Consider the following 18,689-nt stretch of genomic DNA (forward strand, 5'->3'; position numbering starts at 1 on the left):
ATTCAGGGTTCTATATCAATGCGTCCTACATGCTCCATCCGATAACGGCTTTGATTCCAGTGAAAAGGGACATATTCCGAATTTATATGAATTGTATTTCCCTTAAACAATAATCCGTCCACAGACTTAGCATAGAGTATCGGTGCATCGAAAACATCAAATTTATTATTTATAATCCGAATCGATTCAGCATTTCCTCCATGATAACACCGTTCCTGCTTCTGCAGATTTTTCACAACAGGAGAGATACTGATGACAGCATTCGCTTCCATAAAAATGCTACTCAGCACATTGACAAACCGATTGTTACAAATCAGCACATCCCTACATGCACCACTTTCATACCAATAGGAGCAATCGCCACTAATCAAAATTGCCGCTCCCGACACATGATCAAATACATTTGAGTCCACCACCACCCTCCTCGGAGTAGTAAACAACGCTCCACGTGCCCGATTATTACGAATCAAATTTTCTGCAAAACAGACTTCGGGAGTCCATGTCAGGTTTTCCATACAGAATTGATCTTTCCCGAAAAGTCTTCCATCAAGTGGATTTGCAAAAACGATTTTGAAAGAACGTGCTCCCATGGCAGAACCATTGACGTCCATAGGAACAATATCGACAATCCGATTCATACCGGTAACCACCTCTGAAGTCTCTTTTGAAACAAACTGTACTGTATCTCCAGCAAATCCCCAATCAAATCCATAAGTCTGTTCATACATAAAATGGCCAATCACGGTATAATCATCAACTCGCTCTTCCATATTCAGATAAATGCCATGTACATTGATTGCATCGTCTCCCATATGCTCGTAAAGACCATGCGTTGAAACAATCTTGCCCCGACAATGCGAGAAATGAGTAGCATCAACAACAGTCGTAATATAACGTGAAGGATTCCTTTCACTCAAACAGATTCTGGTGCTATCCAGCGTTACGTTTTCACACAACTGAGCCAATACTCCCATTCCTTCAGCATAATTAATTTCCACATTCTTCAATGTCGTATTCACATTATGATGCAAAAAAACGGCCGGAGCCGGACGGTCCCAAGTACGCAGCAACATGACAAATCCGGGCTTTAACCTTTCATCATGCCACAAAGGAGCATGTATCACCCGCTTCCCTTTTGCCACTAAAGAATGATTGGGAAATTCCAAATCTCCCGTATTATAAGCCACACGCTTCGTCTCTCCCTCATACGCCGTGGCATAGAAAGGACGAATCCCCCATTGCCCCAAAGCATAGATATCCAAAACAGAATCTTTGGCAAGCCGATAATCGACATCCGGAAACACCTCAAAAGTAATACCCGCTTTTCCTTCATTCTTCAATATTCTAATTTGAGGATACACTGCCTCTTGAAAATCAATTTGAATATCCTGAAGCGTACAATTTTTGGAACGAACCAACGAAACAGGCAACATACAACCATGACAGACAAACAGCGCACCGTTTCCTTCCACAGTCAACGACCTGAAGTCTTCCAAAGGAATTGCCACATGCAACGGTTTCTCCAAAGGTTTCTGTTCTCCACGATATTCAGCATGATTGGATATATAGTACATTCTACTGGAAGCATTTTCCTGATAAAAGTCATATCTACCCTTTTGGAAACGTATCACAATACTATCCTCTGATACTCTTTCATGAATTTCATGTAAGGCAGCTTTCATCTTAGCTGATAAGTTTTTCCCTTCCGGTACTATTCCGAAAGATGCCATATCAAACACTTGTATTGCATATACATTACAAATACATACAAAAAGTATTGCACATGCTAACAATTTTCCATACATATTACATTGACATTTTAGTTACTTGATACACTCAAAATAAGGTAACCGCTCAATGGGGACTTGAATTGAGATTGTCCTTCCTCCTTTATAAATCTTTCCCTGGTCATCACGCCATTTTCCGGAAGGCAATTTCACCACACGGGAAGTTCCTTTGGTGACCATCGGAGCAACCATATACTTCTCACCTATCATAAACTGATCTTTACAATTCAGAAATCCTTGTCCCGGATACATATACTCCATATGTCTGACCATCGGCTCACCTGTTTGGGATGACTTCTTGGCTGTTTCCAAAAAATAAGCTCCCATAGTCTCATGGAAACAAGCAAACTTCTGACATATTTCCAAATGCTTCTGATCCAATATACGCCAAGGAGCAACAGAAAATTGCATCATAGGCATAAAAGCATGAATCTGACATGAACGCACAATTAATTCTTGATCAAAACTGTCTTTATCAATATTCAAAAAAGTAGAATAAGCACCTCCACCTATCATATCGGGACACGTATAGGCATGCCCTAAAAGTCCGGCAGCTATCATATCGGGAATAAGCCATGAAACCGCATCCCATGAATAAGGCTTATCGCCTAACCGCTGAACCAAAGGTTGACCTCCCATTTTAAAGGAAGTACGATATTCATTGTAAGGGAAATACAATCCCATCTCAGCCCATTTTTGGGAAAATACCGCTGCTTTGGCAGATGGATTAAAAAACTCCAGGTTATCTCCACACATATACATGACATCTCCCGCATCGAATTTAAACCCATCGACTCCATATTTCTTCTGGGTGTCATACAACTGTTGCTTCAGATATTCAAAAGCTGCCGGATTTGTCAAATCAAAGCAGGCACTCGAACCGTTCCACCAGCGCAAGATAGCCGGTGTATCCTTGCCACGCTCCTTTATCAAATACCCCTTCTCCTCCAAAAAACGAGCCTCCGGGCTATCTGCTGTCACATAAGGAGAAACCCAGAGCATGATTTTAAATCCTGCCGAATGCAGCCGTTCTACCATTCCTTTCGGATTGGGAAATTTCGCAGCCTTGAAATCGAAGTTGCCATAATGATTCTGCCAGTTGTCATCTATCATAAAAATGCCGGTAGGAAAACCATTTGCCAATACTTGCTGTGCATACGCTTCAATATCTGCTTGATTTTGATTGTACATCAGTTCAATCCACGTATTATACTGCGGTTTAGAAAAGAAAAGCTCTTCGGGAGTCTTACCCGAGGCAGGAAAATGCTTGACTGATGCCGCCAAATAAGCCTCACGCAAGTTTTTACCTCCTTGTTCCACAGAAAGCTTTTCAAAATTTGAATGCAGTAGCAATGTATCATTCCGAAAACGGAAACGGAAAGGATGTTCTCCATAGACATAACGTCCTTTGGAAGAAATCAATAACGGAACAATTTGGTTATTCTCATTCTGTCTCTCCAAATTATATTCTTTAGTATTGGAAGCATAGGGCATTTGGTTCCCCAATGCGGTCAAGCCTCCCCACCAACACTCGCCATCGAGTGGAGTAATGATTGTTGTTTCAATCGGTTCTTGTGCTGACAATGCCATTGACAGCCACAAACATACAATAGTTAACAAAGATTTTATGAGTGACATCATACTATATTTATTATTTATCCTATTTCATTATATTTCTGATTATTAGGAATCCCCGGTTTGCCTACCCCTTTTTCCATCAGACTTTTCAGTTCCTCCATATACCACCAATAGACTTCACGAGGAAGCACCCGGTGTTTTCGGCAGATAGATACAGCCATTCCTACTACTTCCCCCATCATGGCAGTAGTTCGCATCAACCGTGTCGAACCAAAAGTGACATGTGTGGCACTGATATTCCGTCCTGCCATAAAGAGATTGTCCACATTGCGTGAATACAGACATCGGTAAGGAATGGGATAAGGCTTGATATAAATATGTTCCGTGGACGACAAGAAAGGAGCATCCGGAAACTTTGCCATATTGGCAGAATCCGGAAAATGCAGATCAATGGCCCAAGTAGTAGTAGCTGTAGCATCCTCATGAAACACCTGTTTATCAATGTCATCTTGTTTCAAAATATAATCGCCCAATAAACGACGTGATTCGCGTTTTCCAGCAACATAAGCCACCCATGACAATTTTCGTTTCATCCATTTATCATCTTTTTTCAGTCTGTTTTTCAAATAGCTCCAATTAGAGTAAACTACTAAGAGTCCGTAATCGCGAATACGCTCTGCCTTCGTTATTTGATTGAGATTCATGCCAACTTCCCATCGCCACTCTCCCATAGTGACTTTTTCGCACTTATTCTCATCCAAGCTCAAGCCGTACTCAAATAATGGAAAAGAATTTTTATAGGACAATTCTTCCGAATACCATTGTACGGAAGCTCCCATTGTCAGGGAATCTGCTTTTTCTGGAGCCAGACTCTCTCCAAAATCCATGCGGCCTTCACGTCCCATACGATAGTCTGCACCTGCCAAAAAGCCAATATTCCCATCTCCCGTGCAATCTGCAAATAAGGGAGCCTCAAACACTCTTTCTTTTCCTGTTTCAATGTGGACAGCCCGGACGGCTTTAATCTGCCTGCCATTCAACTCTACTGCTGTGGCATGGAAATTTAAAAACAATGAAATGTTTTTCTCCGCATTCACCACATCCAGTTTTTTCCAATCCTCATAGTATTCACCCGGCTGTGCATTTCCCCCACGAACAGGTCCGTACTCTTTTACCAAACCTCCCAATTGGGGATAAGGAGGCATTTCGATACTTGCACCTAAATGTACCCGTACCTCAGAGCTATTGTTTCCACCAAGTATCGGCCTGTTATGTACCAAAGCAACCTTACATCCCAGCCGTGCGGCCGACAATGCCGTAGACATACCGGCCGTACCTCCACCTACAACGACCAAATCAAAATGTGCAACTTGCGAATCTCCCAAAGCATCTTTATACATTTGCTTCCTGAAAGATTTCATCTCTGCCACTGAAGCAGGAGGAATTTTATCTGCATCTTGCGTAAAATAAATGGCATCACACCGACCGTCAAATCCGGTCAAGTCTTTCAAACATATTTCTACCTGAGCTTTGTTGATACGAACGCGACCTGCAAATTGCCACATCCAATCCTCGCCCTCGGTTCCTAACGAAGAAGAGACTTCTCGCCCATCAACATACAGTGCGAAACGGCCGGGACCTTTGTTCTTACACCACGGTGATGTCCAATTGTAAGTACGGACATATACATAATATTCTCCCTTATTGGGAACATTGATGTTAGTTACGGCATCTGACACAGGAACTCCCATACCATGAGCTAACAAATAGGGTGACCCCATTTGGTCCATGAATTGTTGATCAACAGCCCACCCTCCTTTTTGAAGAAAGCTTTCTGCTTCTATCAAAAAATCAGCAGCATTCACGTTTCCGATAAAAAGCGAGCACCATATTATAAACAATATTTTTAATCTTTCAATCATTATAATCATCATTTTTAAATTTGTAATTTCTAATCATATTATGAATCCATTTAAGACGAAGTTCCTCTTGTTTTGGATAATTCCAATGACCTGCACCCGGAAATGTAATCATTTGCTTTTCAGCTAGTATGCCATTGTAAGCAGCCATCACAGATGTAGGTGGACAAACTGTATCATTATATCCCATTCCATACCATCCGGGGACCCGAATCCGTGAAGCGAAATTCACAACGTCAAAATAAGACAAAGCATTGCGAACCTCTTCTGTCAAACAAGAATCGCCATACATCCCTAAACGAAATGTATGCGGCCAACCGTCTGCTTGTTTAGCCAACCAAGCTTCCTGATCGCACAGAGCTGGGAAATAGGCTGTCAGAAAGTCAACACGCTTATCAAGTCCAGCAACAACCATGGCCAACCCTCCACCTTGACTACCTCCACAAACTCCTATCGTCTTCCTATCAAACCAAGGCAACGTAAAAAGAAAATCAATAGCCTTGACACAGCCTACATACACCCGTTTATAATAATATGTGTCCCGATTGGTGCTCCCCATCACCGAATAGTTACGCAATCCGGCATTTGTCAATCCTTCATATACTTCAGGAGCAAGATTCTGCGGAATACCATGTATTCCTATATCCAATGTTATAATCCGATCGCCATAATTCGCTCCTCTGTCAAAACGATGAACACCCGCTCCCGGAAGCTGCAAAATAGCAGGGAAACAACCTTCTGCCTTAGGAACAGTAAGTATGCCATAAAAGCGAGAAGCAGGTGCATCATTCTGAAAATCAACCCGATAAACCTGATGAGTAGCAGAACACAACTCCGGCACTTGTATCAAATGAGGAGACAATTCAACCTTACGTGATTCGGCAATAGCTGCATCCCAAAATGCTTCAAAATCTTCCGGTTCCTTCACAACCGGAACTATTTTCTCTTTATCTACAGCCACCGTCGCCACACTTTCACAAACTACATCACCTCCTCTTTTTACCTTTACCTTACAGCGCATAAAGCCTGCTTTATTCATAACAGCCTTTACTACCAGCTTCCCATTCTCTAACAATGCATCTTGTTTCACTATCGTTGGAAAACATTCAGCCCCCAACTCGTAATCCACCCTGTAATTCTCCACCCATTGCCCTCCTTGTGAAACTTCTATCAAAAAGCACACTTCTTCCCCCAATCGGTAATCATAGTCAACGTGTTCCGGTATAATAGCGACCTTTACATCTGTTGAATCTTTTCTGTCAAATGAAGATTGCAACAAAGAAGATTCACTGTCAAAAGGTCCATAAACAGCCTTCACCCGATTTTCCTCATCCTTTGCGGACAATACATAAACGGCATATTTCTTCCCTTTATCAAAAACCTTGATTACTACATGGCCATCTTCCGGACATACCTGCGCCATCCACTTCCGATCAGCATACAACTCTCTGAGATGTTCGGGCAAATTTGTCGGAAAAACCATTCGTTCTGAAGAGTAAAGATTCTTATCCAGCATCCGTTCCATGACCACAGGTTGAATATGCTCATCTTCCCATACAGGAATGACATACTGTTTGGCTCTGATATTCCGAATAAAACCTTCGCTCATAGCGTCTGTCCAAGCATGATGATTGGCTTTGCAAACATCCACCTCCCCACAGACCTTACCCACCAGCGTTTCTACATCCAGTTCATTCCCTTGTTCATCATACACATACGAACTGAGGTCTCCACCGGTATAATAACTAAAAGGTCCATAATCCACTCGGATTGCCAAACTTTTAGTATTTTCATTTTGCTGAGACTCATCAAGGTTCAAAGGGGTGAGTCCATAACATTTCACCGTCTTTTCATCTATGCCTGTCCACACTTCTCCATTAGCCGCCAAATTACGTACGGAAAATACACCCTGATATCGGCTACTATCATTCAGCAAATGGATTTGATTCAGCATACCCACCTTAAATACTTCCCGGCATAGCCCATATTTTTTTGCCTGCCATTGTAGAAAAGAGCAATAATTATCTACATTCCGATCATCTATCGGGAGTGGATATTGATAATCGGGAAATCCTCTGTCAAAGACTTTCCCAAACCGTATATATTCTCCTACTTCCGCTATTCCCGTCAACATATAATCGGGGAACCGCCCCTTGGTACACATGGTCTCATTTTCAACTTCTCCAATATGATCGCTATGGAAATGACTGATCATCAGGTAATCCACTTTCTCTTTATGAGGATTCATCCGTTTCACATAACGTGCTATCCATGCTCCTGCATGTCGGGACGTATCAGGCAACAATTCAGTCATTTTAGGATAATCCTCTGGATCATAATCTCCTGCATCTATCAACAAGGTGGTTCCATCCGGGAAAATCAAAAAACTACTTTCTCCTCTTCCCGTATAGATGTGATGGATTTCCATTTCCCCTTCTTTCCAAGCAGGAAATTCATTTGAATCTTGTTGACAAGAGCACTCCCAGAAAGTGACAATAATGAAGATAATATACCTTATCATCATTTCACCTCCTTAACCCCTTTGATATAAACCGGGCAACAAGTATAAAGTGAAGTATAAGTTCCTTCCTTATTGTCTACCACTTTTCTATTCCCATACATATCATAAATTTCCAAGTAAGGCATATCCGACTTATATGTATAGGTCTTTATCTTCTTGTCCGTCAATAGCCGTTCGTCTCTTTGCCAAAAACAAGCAATCTCTTCACCTTTAGCATTTACAAACATATATGCAAAATGATTACGCTCATCTTCAGCCAGTTCCAGCTCCTCCACATTACCTTTGAAAAGAGCATTTCCCACGATATCGTTGAATGCAGCTACGGTGACAAATGCAGGTTTGGCCGAGAAGGGAGTGCGGTGATTGTGCGAATGGATAATTCCAAAATTACTCTCACTGTTGAAATATCCCACCTCATTGTTTATGAATGAGTAGTGAAAGTACTTGTCCGCACGGTTAGGATCACTGTTGATTATGAACGAACGAGCGTACCAACGTGCCTGCTCATTTTCGGTACACATAAAGAAATTGCGATGTGCTTCATTCTCGCCCATCTCTCCGGGATACGAGCACCAGCCATTCTCTGTAATCCACGCTTGTTTTTCGGGAGCCAAACGCTTCATAAGATCATGAAACAATTGTGTATTGGGAAACATATTCAAATCCGGCTTATTGGTATAGTATGTCTCAGGACCTCCGATAAAATCATAAAGATGAATGCTCGACGCATCACAATAATCATTCAGTCCCAATCGGAAAAGTCCTTCCAGATACGGCTTTTCAAAACGAGACACTGCCCCCGATACAATAAAGGCATCAGCATTTGCCCGCTTGATGGCCGGATATGCCGCCTTGATAATGTCCATGCTCTGATGATAATTCTCGGGATGATGTACCCCTCCCTTTGTCAGGTTGAATTCATTGGGATAAGTGAAAATATGGGTGTATTCTTTCAATGCATCCACCATAAAATAGCAGAAGCGGGCATAAGCTTCCCGCTTATCCTCGTTTTCCAGCCAATAGGGAACCGTATCGTATAAAGGACATTCCTGGCTCAGTATTCCCACCATCTTCAGTCCTTGCTTTTTCAGGCATTGATTGGAATACAATATATTACGGGTCAAGGCAAACTCGCCCTTGCTCTTTTCCATCTGATACCAGCGAAGAGAAGTCCTGACCAAGCTATATCCCGCATCTTTCACTAACTCTGCCAAAAAATCAATGTCTTCATTGCTATAAACAGCCCAATCAAAATGAAGGTTGGTTCCGAAGTGCGTATTAATTTCGTCCGCACGCCGAGAATGAGAAAAATCAACAACAGCCTTCTGATAAGATTGTTCCCCCTCCATTTCAAGTATCAGCTCATACACACCGTAAGGCAAAGAGGGAAGTTCAATACAGGTCCGTTCGCCGGATAAAGACTGTTTTTGGGTATATATGCTTTCCCTGTTCTCGTTAATAATACTATAAGCCAATGTTCTGCAAGCATGTTTACCGGTCATATCCAAACATTCTACTTGAAACTCTATTTTCTCATCTTCAAAAAATATGTTACCGGCCCTTTTGCCTTTCACACTCAACTCATAAGGAGATAGCAATTCTGACATTTCTACCCTGACAGAAGCTATGCCAACCCTGTCTTTAGCCTTACCCATAATATCCATATCGCAGGTGGTCAATACAAAATCAGCCTGATCAATCCCATTGGCTACCAAAGCGTCATATAGCTTAAATGTATGTTCCATCCAAGCACCGCTATTATGTAATTGTACATATTCGCCCCGCTTTATCTCTCCTTGCGCCTTGTAACATAATGCAAAACCGCCATATCCTTTGTCCAAATAACATACTTTTATGCAAAGCGTATGTTCAGGAACCAAGGTACGCAGCATATCATCATCTATATCACAATACAAAGTTGCTGTTTCCTGCGTGGCCGGATTCAACTCCCATCCTCGAACCGCCTGATATTCTATGGAAGAAATAGTTGCAGCAGCCATATATACTTTCATATTAGACTGTTGTACCTCCTGTACATTCCAGCAAGCCGATGCCACCCATGGAGCCTCCCGAGGAGTCTTACAAGAAGATAAAGCCAGTACTCCCCCCAAAAAAAGAAACGATATGTAAACAAATATACTCTTTACACTTTCAATAATCATAAATTTTATTTTATCAGTTTCAATAATTTGTATCATGGGTACAAATCTTATGCATAAAATTTGTACCCAATGAATCAAAACTTACCAGAATATGGTCTCCTCCAATGCCGGATTCAACGCACGTTGCTGTTCGGGTAATGGCCAATAATAGAATTTAGGCTCTTCAAACTTCCGATTGCCTATCTCACTGTTTATTACAATATAGCCATGATCGCCTTCAGACAAACTGACCGTACCGGGCTTTCCTCCCTTTTCCAAATAATAGAATGTATATTTACTGCGATCGGCTTCCGGTATGGTGTTGCTCTCCGCATTCTTAAATATACCGACATCGGGTATTCCATCACCGGTAACATCAAATACTCCCAACTTATCGATATAGATACCATGCTGCACATCACGAATCAGATGGGCCTCCTTCCAGCGAATCAAATCATCCCAACGGAAATTCTCATTCACCAACTCTATTCTGCGTTCGCGGCGAATTTGCAACAAGGCTTTATCCGTTACTTTCGGGTATTGAGCTCTCAGATTAGGGTCGTCCACAATATTGGCTATAACAATCCGCGGCATTCCTACACGTGCACGAATCAAATTGACAGATTTGTCCATGTCATCTTGGGTTAGCCTCCCTAATTCAGCTTTGGCTTCCGCATAAATCAAAAGCACCTCGGCATAACGGCAAATAGGCAAATCCGTGTAGGCCATTGTACTTACAATCTGAGCCGGATCATTCACCATATATTTAATGCAAGGATAACCTCCCAAATCTATATTGGGGATATAGGCAGTAGATACCCCAGGCTTTTTATATCCCGGATACATAAGCGTCTGTTTCATACGGGGATCTCTATTTTTAAAGATATCAACATACCCCATTGTTTCATGACCTTCGACCTGCGAAAATGGAATAGCATTTCCATCAGCATCCAGATATTCATACGATTCCATCAGACTTCGGCTAAAACCTGTAATCCAATTGAATGATTCATTGGGAGCACCATGTTTTATCCGCAATTCATTATCATAATCTTTAAATAGAATTATTTCCTTAGATTTATCCAACGAATATCCGGTAAACAGCCTCTGATAAGCTACATCCGTACCTCCCGTTTTATCAATCTCAAACAGTCCGGACTCCATGACCTTAGAAGCAGCCTCTGCAGCTTTCTCCAAGAAACGGGTAGCCGTATTTTGCAGATTCAGCTCATCATGGTATTTGCGGTAAGTTCCTTCATGCAGACAAATGCGAGCCTGTGTAGCCAATGCATACCATTTGCTCATAATAGTCCGGTTTCCCATATCAACAGAAACATTTGCCGAGGCGTAATCCAAATCAGCCATAATAGAATCTACTACCAATTCACGGGAATCACGAGATTTGTAAAGCATTTCCATATCCGTATCGGTCAATGCATGCGAATACCAAGGTAAAGTATTGTACCATTTTACTTGTTCGTAATACCAACGGGCACGCATCAGGCGGGTCAGACCAATATAATGGGCTATCTTTTCCGGACTTCCGGAAGCTTTGTGCACATTATCCAAAAATATATTATATTTTCGCAATGTTCCCCAGTCGCCCCATCCACCGCAGGTGGACGGAGTCACATTGCCACGGATCATATTATTATTGGCATGGGTATTTGAGTAAGTGGTGTAATTATCAGACACATAATCAGAATAACTGGGAGACAAGGTATAGGTATTGGTATACAATTCCAAGTCTGTTATATTCTTGAAAAATGCTTCAGGTGAGATGGACACAATCGGATAACGCTCCAGAAAAGAGTCGTTGCAACCAGTCTGCACGAGCATTAGGCATGTTGCCGCTCCTGCCAATATATATTTCTTATACTTATTCATTTTATAATCAGTTTTATTATAATGCAATATTTAAACCTAATGAAAACGTTCTTTGGAAAGGATGCGAATTATTATTCAAGCCTTCCGGATCGTAGTTTTTGCAAAGCTTGGTAATTTCAAACAGATTCTCTCCACTAAAATAAAAGCGCACGCTTGAAAGGCCTATTTTAGAAATCAGTTGTTTAGGAAGAGTGTAACCAAAAGTTATATTTTTCATCCGCAAATAAGCTGCATTTTGCAGATAACGTGTCTGGTTGATAGACATATCTCCCGAAGTAGCCGTATATGACTTCAAACGCGGGAAATAACCATTAGGATTTTCTTCAGTCCAGTGGTCCAAATTGTTTTCAAGAACATTTCCCCAAGGTGATACATAGATTCCAAAGAATTTATAATCACTGTTTTGCGGATACCATTGTTTTTTACCTATTCCCTGTACGAAAACACGCAAGTCGAATCCATTCCAATCTGCATTCAAGTCTAAACCGAACGGCAAGCGACTACGATTATTGCCTATGATTTTAAAATCACCCGGTTCATCTGCCGTAAGTCCTTTCTCAATTTTGCCATTTCCATCCAGATCTTTATATTTCAAGTCGCCCGGCTCAATTTTCCGGTCACCGGGATAGGAAGTCACATTCCATTGATCGGCATGCGAATCAATGTCTTCCTGATCTACAAAAAATCCTTCCGTTACCAATCCCCATATTTCTCCGATTTCCTCACCAACTCGATAATCAGACAACAAATTCGTAGGATTATCATAGCGAGTAATCCAAGAACGGCTATCTGAAAGAACAAAAGTCGCACTATAATTGAATGGTTTGGAAGCCAATCTAAAGCGGTCTCTCCAGGTGACAGAGACTTCCCAACCACGTGTCTTCATGTCTCCACTATTGGCTTTAGGAACAGCTGTACCCAATACGCTGGGTAACGTTTTACCCGGAACCAACATTTCTTTCGTATCCCTACGATACACATCTCCTGACATGACTAACCGATTATCCAACATGTTGATGTCAATTCCACCATTAGTAGTGTAAACTTTCTCCCAAGTCAACGCATTTGATATTAATCCTGCCGGCGAAACAGTCATTGGCAACTTACCATTCAGCAACACTCCTGATTTAGAGGCATTCATTGAGGCTATATAAGAATAGTACCCCACATTCTGATTGCCCAACGAACCATAAGAAGCTCTTAATTTCACATGATTAAGCACTTTCTTCAAAGAAGCGAAAAATGATTCTTCCGAAATGATCCAAGCACCCGATACAGAAGGGAAAAAACCGAATCGGTCTTTCTTGGAGAAACGAGAACTGCCGTCATATCTTCCATTTGTCTCCAATATATAGCGGTCCTTAAACATGTAGTTCACACGATAAAATCCGGAACGAACAGCCCACTGATAAGCATCTTCCTGCATGGTCATATCGCCAGTGGCCAATTGTACGGTCGGGTAAGATTCTGAAATCAAATCTGTACGCTTACTTTTAAGGTATTCATACGACTTATATTCCTGATTAAAACCGGCAACAGCAGACACACTATGTTCTCCCCAACGCTTATGGAAATCTGTATAAAGATTCAATACGGTATACATCGAATAGTCATTGACGCGCATTGCATAATTCTGGTCGCCCACATAGGTGGCCGCCAGTTCCGGGCCACGTTTATAAGTATATTCGTTGTCCGAATTCCATTCATTGGAATGCTTGTTATATATCGTGGCCGTAAAATCTCCCTTCAAACTCCATACATTCTTTAATACATCAATTTGTGCCGTGAACTGCGAGTTGAGATTTAATGACTTATCTATATGATTACCACCATGCAGCAAGCGTCCGACCGTCTGCGCTCCTACTACCGTATATGTACCGTCAGGATTATAGACCGGTATCATACAGTTCTTCTCATACACTTCCTTAAAATAATTGCTGGAAAAATGAGTCGGACGGTCATAGGTATAATAAGACCAACTGGTATTATTTCCTACTGTCAGCCATTTCCAAGGATGATACTCCACTTTGCTACGCACATTGTAGCGGTTATACTCATCTTTATTATATCGCAACAGTCCATTCTCTCCATAATATTCCATACCTAAATAGTAAGTCGCCTTACTTGAACCTCCGGACAAACTAAGACTATGCTGATGAGACAATGCCGTACTTTCAAAAATATCCTCATAATAATTATGGGCGTCCAAGTAAGTATATTGGCTCTTGTCTTTGGTAGAAGGTATGGCAGACGGCAAAGAAGGGTCTTCTACACGCTGCTGTGCATAGTCTATCTCTTCATCTGTGTACAGGTGATACCAAGGAGCTCCCATAATGGTTTTGTATGAAGCCTGAATATAAGGGTCTTCTACCACTTGAACAATTCGGGTAGGAGTTCGCACGTTGAATGAATTATTGAAATTCACCTTAATCGCTCCTTCCTCTCCTTTCTTGGTGGTCACCAGAATGACACCAAAAGCCGCACGTGCTCCATAGACTGCAGCCGAAGAAGCATCCTTCAGGATGGAAATATTCTCGATATCCAATGAGTTCATACGGCTAAAATCGGCAGCGGTGACCGGCACTCCATCCACCAGAATCAGCGGTTCGCCCCCATTGATAGAGGTTTCACCACGAATATTGAACGTAGGTGTATAGTCAGCTCCACCACTTGACATCGTAATATTCAAGTTAGGAACCAATCCCTGCAGAGCCAAACCTACATTATTTGTAGCACGATTGGAAAGTTCTTTTGCTGTAACCGTTTCTACAGCACCACTCAAGTTCACTTTCTTTTGCGTACCATATCCCACGACAACTACTTCGTCCAGCATGGCATCGTCTACAACCATTTTGATATTGATCACCTGCAAGTTACCGACCTTCATACTTTGCATCTTATACCCAATGTATGAAAACTGCAACTCTGTATTTGCATATACCTCTATTGAAAAACTACCATCTATCCCTGTGATGGTTCCTCTATTTTCACCTCGTACCATAATGCTTACTCCTACCAACGGTTCGCCAGTAGAAGCATCCGTTACAGTACCCGTCAATTTTCGTTTCTGTTGTTGTTTATCCTGTGGAAACTGTTGTATCGGCTCCTTCTTTAAAGAAATTTGCCTATCTCTTATTTCATACCGTACATCCGTACCCTGAAATAATTGGTCCAAAATTACCGTAATGGGTTTATCTTTTATAGACAAACTGACATTCCGTTCCGTATCAACGGCTTTATTATAATAAAAGAAGATGAATTCACTGTTCTTTTCTATATAATCAAGTACCTCCTTGACAGTTTTATTTTGCACTTCTACCGTCAACATTTTATTCTGGACATATTCGTCTACATTTACCGCATAAGAATACAAAGAAAGAAAACAAAAACTAAAAAGAAATAATATGCGAGCAACTCTTGTTCCCGCAGAAAATATGCTACCATTATTTTTCATATATTAGCAACGAATTTTATAAAATTAAATAACTAGATGTTGTTTGATTTCTCGGCTGAATGATAATTGCAGTATCATTCAGCCTTTTTTTAAGGACTTTTGTTTCTCATAAATATACATTAAAGGGTTAACTATAAATTCTCCATATCTATTCTTTTCTCACATATATACTATCATTTATTTCTTCAAAATATATGGGAACAGAAAAAGAAATGGTATGTAAAACGTCTTCCAACTTTCCTTTCAAATCCAGTTTCCCGGAGACTTGCAACTCTGCCACACCGGATTCTAAAACGAATTCTTTACCATAATACAAGTTTAATTTCCTAAATACTTTGTCCAAAGGTTCATCTATATACATCAGCATATTCTCCACCCAACACACGTATGGCTTAACATCCACATTTTTAGGAGAATGCAACTTCCCGGTTTGTATATTCACCAATTGTCCGGGGGCGAGTTTCACTTGCTCTTTTTGCTGATTCCTGATATTAACACTACCCTCAACCAGCACAACAGAAGAAATATGTTCCGATGGATATGCCGAAACATTAAAAGAAGTTCCCAAGACTTGTATTAAAAAATCCTTAGTCCGAACTATAAAGGGAGAATCTTCATTACGAAATACATCAAGATATATTTCTCCCTCTACATAAATCTCACGATATTTTTTCTCAAAACAATTAGGATAAATGACACGTGTCCCCGAGTTTACCCACAAACGAGTTCCATCGGATAAAGTCAACTGTGTTCTTTTTCCCTTAGGAATTATCAATTGATTAAAATCCTGTTTCTTCTCCTCTATCCCCCCCCGATTTATAGTATCTGAATTTACTACTATGGCTCCATTGTTTGAATAGACAATATTTGCGTCTGTATCTTTTACTTTTAAGTCTTCCTTACCTGGCCTTAATAATAGAATTTCCTTACTGAGCGTTTCTTTTATTTGTGTATATTTTGCAAAATCAATGATTAAATCATCTTCCATATAGGAAGGGATAAATTGTTTACCCAACCCAAACATACACAAGAAAATAATAGCAGCAGCTGAAGCTGTAGCAAGATAAAGAACATGTCGTCGAGCCGTTCTTTTTCTTTTCTCACTATACACACGCTCTTCTACAGATCTCCACAATTCATCCAGTTCTTCTGGAGTTACATGTCTCTCATGTTTTCTGGCATGTTCAAGCAATTTTCGTGCAACGTAGTACATTTTAAATTTTCCTTTCTCCATTTTCACTGTCTTTTATATTTAAAACGATGACATTATAAATATCTACTCACTTTTTTTTCGAAAAAAGTGAGAGAACTTATAAAAAAGAGCAAAATGTAATCAGGAACAGAATAAAATCATTATCAGTAAATACTCGTCAAGAGTCATTTTTGACCGTAAACTGGTCAATGCACGAGAAACTAAATTCATAGAAGACTGGGGATTTACGTTCAAGACAATTGCCATTTCCTTATAGGATAATCCCCTAACATAACGAAGATAAATTGCCATCCGTTGATTATCAGGCAGACTTTTATAAGCGTTTATCAGTTTCTTACTCAATTGAAGGTCTTCATCATTGTCTTTAAAAAGGGTTTCTAAAACAGAATTTTCTTCTATTTCCAGTTCAAAGAAATGCTCATCTAATTCTTCCGTCACTTTCAACGAGGACAATTTATCAAATATAATATGCTTCAAAGAAGTTAAAAGATAAGATCGTACATATTTTGTTGAAGACAACCGCTTGCTCGCGCAAAGTTTCACAAAAACATCCTGAATGCAATCTTTGACGAATTCCTCATCTAGAGTATATTTAAGACCAAAATTAAGCAATAACTCGTAATGCTTCTTATACAATAAAGACATAGCTTTCATATCGCCTTTCAATATAAGATCCCATAAAACCACATCACTCATATTTTGATATGAAGTATATTGCATTAGAAAGATAAAAGTTATTGCGTTAACAAATCAAATCAGTAATCTACCGCAAATATAATTAAATTTTCAAAAGAAAAAAATAATTTCTCCTCCCTCTATTACCACTAATATATCTTTTGCTATTTGTTAAATTATTCTATAGTATAAACGAGAGTAAACAAAGCAATAAAAAAGCCAATTACTTTTCTAAGAAAAATAAAGATAGCTATAGATTAATTATGTAGTCACAGTTATAAACTATTCATTTATTTAAATGTCTCATATACCATGGAATAGTTCTCACCATATAAATAATACTCAAATTGACAGATAACCTTGAATCTACCAGTATATCTGTTTCCTTTTTTCCTCATATAACGATTTTCTCATTTTTATCATCCTGTCATGACTTCACCTTGCGTGATTCAGGGTGCGAAGCTACGGACGGGGCCCCTAAAAATCTGCAAGGCCGCTTCGCGCCCTATAGGTTTTGATGAAAATTTTTCAATCCGTCCAGCGGGGCGGTTGAAAATTTTTCACCAAAAGCCTTGCATATTTTCTCCCCGTCCGTATCTGCCCCCTGAAACGAGCAAGGTGAGGCCACCGACAAGGCATAAAAAAAAAAGTCAATGTTATGAAAAAGAGAACTGAAATACAACAAGATTTGAAACGAGGTTTCGACTCCGCTCCAATCGGCATTAAAAACTTGGTGAAGTGGTTGTCGGTCGGCTTTGTGGTCTATGTGGCGGTACGTTTTGTATGTGCCTTTGTCGGTGGTGTGGCGGCCTTTTGGGGCGGTTGGTTGCCCATGTTGGCAGTTTTGGCGGTGGTGGTTTTCCTCGTCCGTTCCGTGTGGCGCATCCTTTCCGCTTTCCTTTCCCTTTGCGTGCTCGCTCTTCTCATCCTTGTTCTTTGCGTGATACTCTGACAGAATATTAATCATTTTAAAATTAAATCATTATGACTAAAGTGCATTTATTAGGAGCTAACAAAAGTTACGAAAGAAGCGTTCAGACCGTTTCAGTCAATCAAGTGGTAGTATTGGAAGGCTACAGCTATGACAGCTATGTTGTGTATGAAGTAACCCGTGACAAGTGGGGAATAACCTATCATCTTATCAATTTGCGAACACACGAGTTTCACACTTCCGACCTTATCCGGCCATTATCGGAGAAATTCGGAATAGGCATCTACTACGATGATGCGAACCCCAAGTTTTTGGATCCGTTGGAAACAGCCGCTTTACTAACCAAAGCGAAAGAGAAGAAAGCCGAAGCGGAACGGAAAGCGAAGGAAGCAAGTAAAGAATACGAGCGTATCGCAAAAATCGGTGCGGAACGTTTACGCCCCCTTATCCCGACGGATGCAAAGGCGGTTATTATCGGCACATTGAGGGTGAACGAATGCGACAGTTATACGGACTATTACGACTATAGTATAGCAAGAACCGTCATTTTAGGCTTTTCCAAACATACACGCAACCTCTTTTC

10 protein-coding genes and 1 pseudogene are annotated in these 18,689 nt (G+C 40.6%); 2 read left to right on the plus strand and 9 right to left on the minus strand.

Going from position 1 to position 18,689, the window contains the following annotated elements; all coding sequences use genetic code 11:
• Positions 1-2 precede the first annotated feature (2 nt).
• The 9 genes from BWI44_RS07945 to BWI44_RS07985 all read right to left on the minus strand — a co-directional run bounded on the left by BWI44_RS07945 (position 3) and on the right by BWI44_RS07985 (position 17,196).
• Positions 3-1,805 carry an alpha-1,3-galactosidase B gene (locus BWI44_RS07945; protein ID WP_502688829.1) on the minus strand — a complete coding sequence of 601 codons (1,803 nt, stop codon included), beginning with the start codon at positions 1,803-1,805 and terminating at the stop codon, positions 3-5.
• An 18-nt stretch (positions 1,806-1,823) separates the two neighbouring features.
• Positions 1,824-3,425: a glycoside hydrolase family 31 protein gene (locus BWI44_RS07950; RefSeq protein WP_225694737.1), complete on the minus strand. Its 1,602-nt coding sequence runs from the start codon at positions 3,423-3,425 to the stop codon at positions 1,824-1,826.
• A gap of 17 nt (positions 3,426-3,442) precedes the next feature.
• Entirely contained in the window at positions 3,443-5,287 is a 1,845-nt protein-coding gene (locus BWI44_RS07955) for an FAD-dependent oxidoreductase (protein WP_225694595.1), read from the minus strand.
• Positions 5,280-7,808 carry an acetylxylan esterase gene (locus BWI44_RS07960; RefSeq protein WP_286812872.1) on the minus strand — a complete coding sequence of 843 codons (2,529 nt, stop codon included), beginning with the start codon at positions 7,806-7,808 and terminating at the stop codon, positions 5,280-5,282. The genes BWI44_RS07955 and BWI44_RS07960 overlap by 8 nt, the downstream gene beginning before the upstream one ends.
• Positions 7,805-9,967: a hypothetical protein gene (locus BWI44_RS07965; RefSeq protein WP_286812873.1), complete on the minus strand. Its 2,163-nt coding sequence runs from the start codon at positions 9,965-9,967 to the stop codon at positions 7,805-7,807. The genes BWI44_RS07960 and BWI44_RS07965 overlap by 4 nt, the downstream gene beginning before the upstream one ends.
• Positions 9,968-10,048: 81 nt before the next feature.
• Complete coding sequence (locus BWI44_RS07970; RefSeq protein ID WP_225694592.1) at positions 10,049-11,833, minus strand: RagB/SusD family nutrient uptake outer membrane protein; 1,785 nt, start codon at positions 11,831-11,833, stop codon at positions 10,049-10,051.
• Positions 11,834-11,849: 16 nt separating this feature from the next.
• Positions 11,850-15,161 (minus strand): TonB-dependent receptor, encoded by a 3,312-nt coding sequence (locus tag BWI44_RS07975; RefSeq protein ID WP_225694591.1) that lies wholly within the window; start codon positions 15,159-15,161, stop codon positions 11,850-11,852.
• 274 nt (positions 15,162-15,435) lie between these two features.
• Entirely contained in the window at positions 15,436-16,521 is a 1,086-nt protein-coding gene (locus tag BWI44_RS07980) for a FecR family protein (protein ID WP_225694590.1), read from the minus strand.
• Between the two features lie 99 nt (positions 16,522-16,620).
• Positions 16,621-17,196: an RNA polymerase sigma factor gene (locus BWI44_RS07985; protein WP_225694589.1), complete on the minus strand. Its 576-nt coding sequence runs from the start codon at positions 17,194-17,196 to the stop codon at positions 16,621-16,623.
• Between the two features lie 637 nt (positions 17,197-17,833).
• On the opposite strand from BWI44_RS07985, the gene BWI44_RS07990 reads away from it, so the two are divergent.
• Positions 17,834-18,127 (plus strand): hypothetical protein, encoded by a 294-nt coding sequence (locus tag BWI44_RS07990; protein WP_225694588.1) that lies wholly within the window; start codon positions 17,834-17,836, stop codon positions 18,125-18,127.
• A gap of 32 nt (positions 18,128-18,159) precedes the next feature.
• Positions 18,160-18,689 (plus strand): annotated as a pseudogene (locus BWI44_RS07995) (fusion protein); the annotation flags it as partial.

It is taken from the genome of Bacteroides sp. Phil13, assembly GCF_001940965.1.
In the GTDB taxonomy this organism is placed as follows: Bacteria; Bacteroidota; Bacteroidia; order Bacteroidales; family Bacteroidaceae; genus Bacteroides; species Bacteroides intestinalis.

Bases quoted from the DNA above. Each gene is read 5' to 3' on its own strand.
- BWI44_RS07945 (WP_502688829.1), bottom strand. From the start codon at position 1,805: ATGTATGGAAAATTGTTAGCATGTGCAATACTTTTTGTATGTATTTGT.
- BWI44_RS07965 (WP_286812873.1), bottom strand. From the start codon at position 9,967: ATGATTATTGAAAGTGTAAAGAGTATATTTGTTTACATATCGTTTCTT.
- BWI44_RS07955 (WP_225694595.1), bottom strand. From the start codon at position 5,287: ATGATTGAAAGATTAAAAATATTGTTTATAATATGGTGCTCGCTTTTT.
- BWI44_RS07960 (WP_286812872.1), bottom strand. From the start codon at position 7,808: ATGATGATAAGGTATATTATCTTCATTATTGTCACTTTCTGGGAGTGC.
- BWI44_RS07950 (WP_225694737.1), bottom strand. From the start codon at position 3,425: ATGTCACTCATAAAATCTTTGTTAACTATTGTATGTTTGTGGCTGTCA.
- BWI44_RS07980 (WP_225694590.1), bottom strand. From the start codon at position 16,521: ATGGAGAAAGGAAAATTTAAAATGTACTACGTTGCACGAAAATTGCTT.
- BWI44_RS07985 (WP_225694589.1), bottom strand. From the start codon at position 17,196: ATGAGTGATGTGGTTTTATGGGATCTTATATTGAAAGGCGATATGAAA.
- BWI44_RS07990 (WP_225694588.1), top strand. From the start codon at position 17,834: ATGAAAAAGAGAACTGAAATACAACAAGATTTGAAACGAGGTTTCGAC.
- BWI44_RS07975 (WP_225694591.1), bottom strand. From the start codon at position 15,161: ATGTTGACGGTAGAAGTGCAAAATAAAACTGTCAAGGAGGTACTTGAT.
- BWI44_RS07970 (WP_225694592.1), bottom strand. From the start codon at position 11,833: ATGAATAAGTATAAGAAATATATATTGGCAGGAGCGGCAACATGCCTA.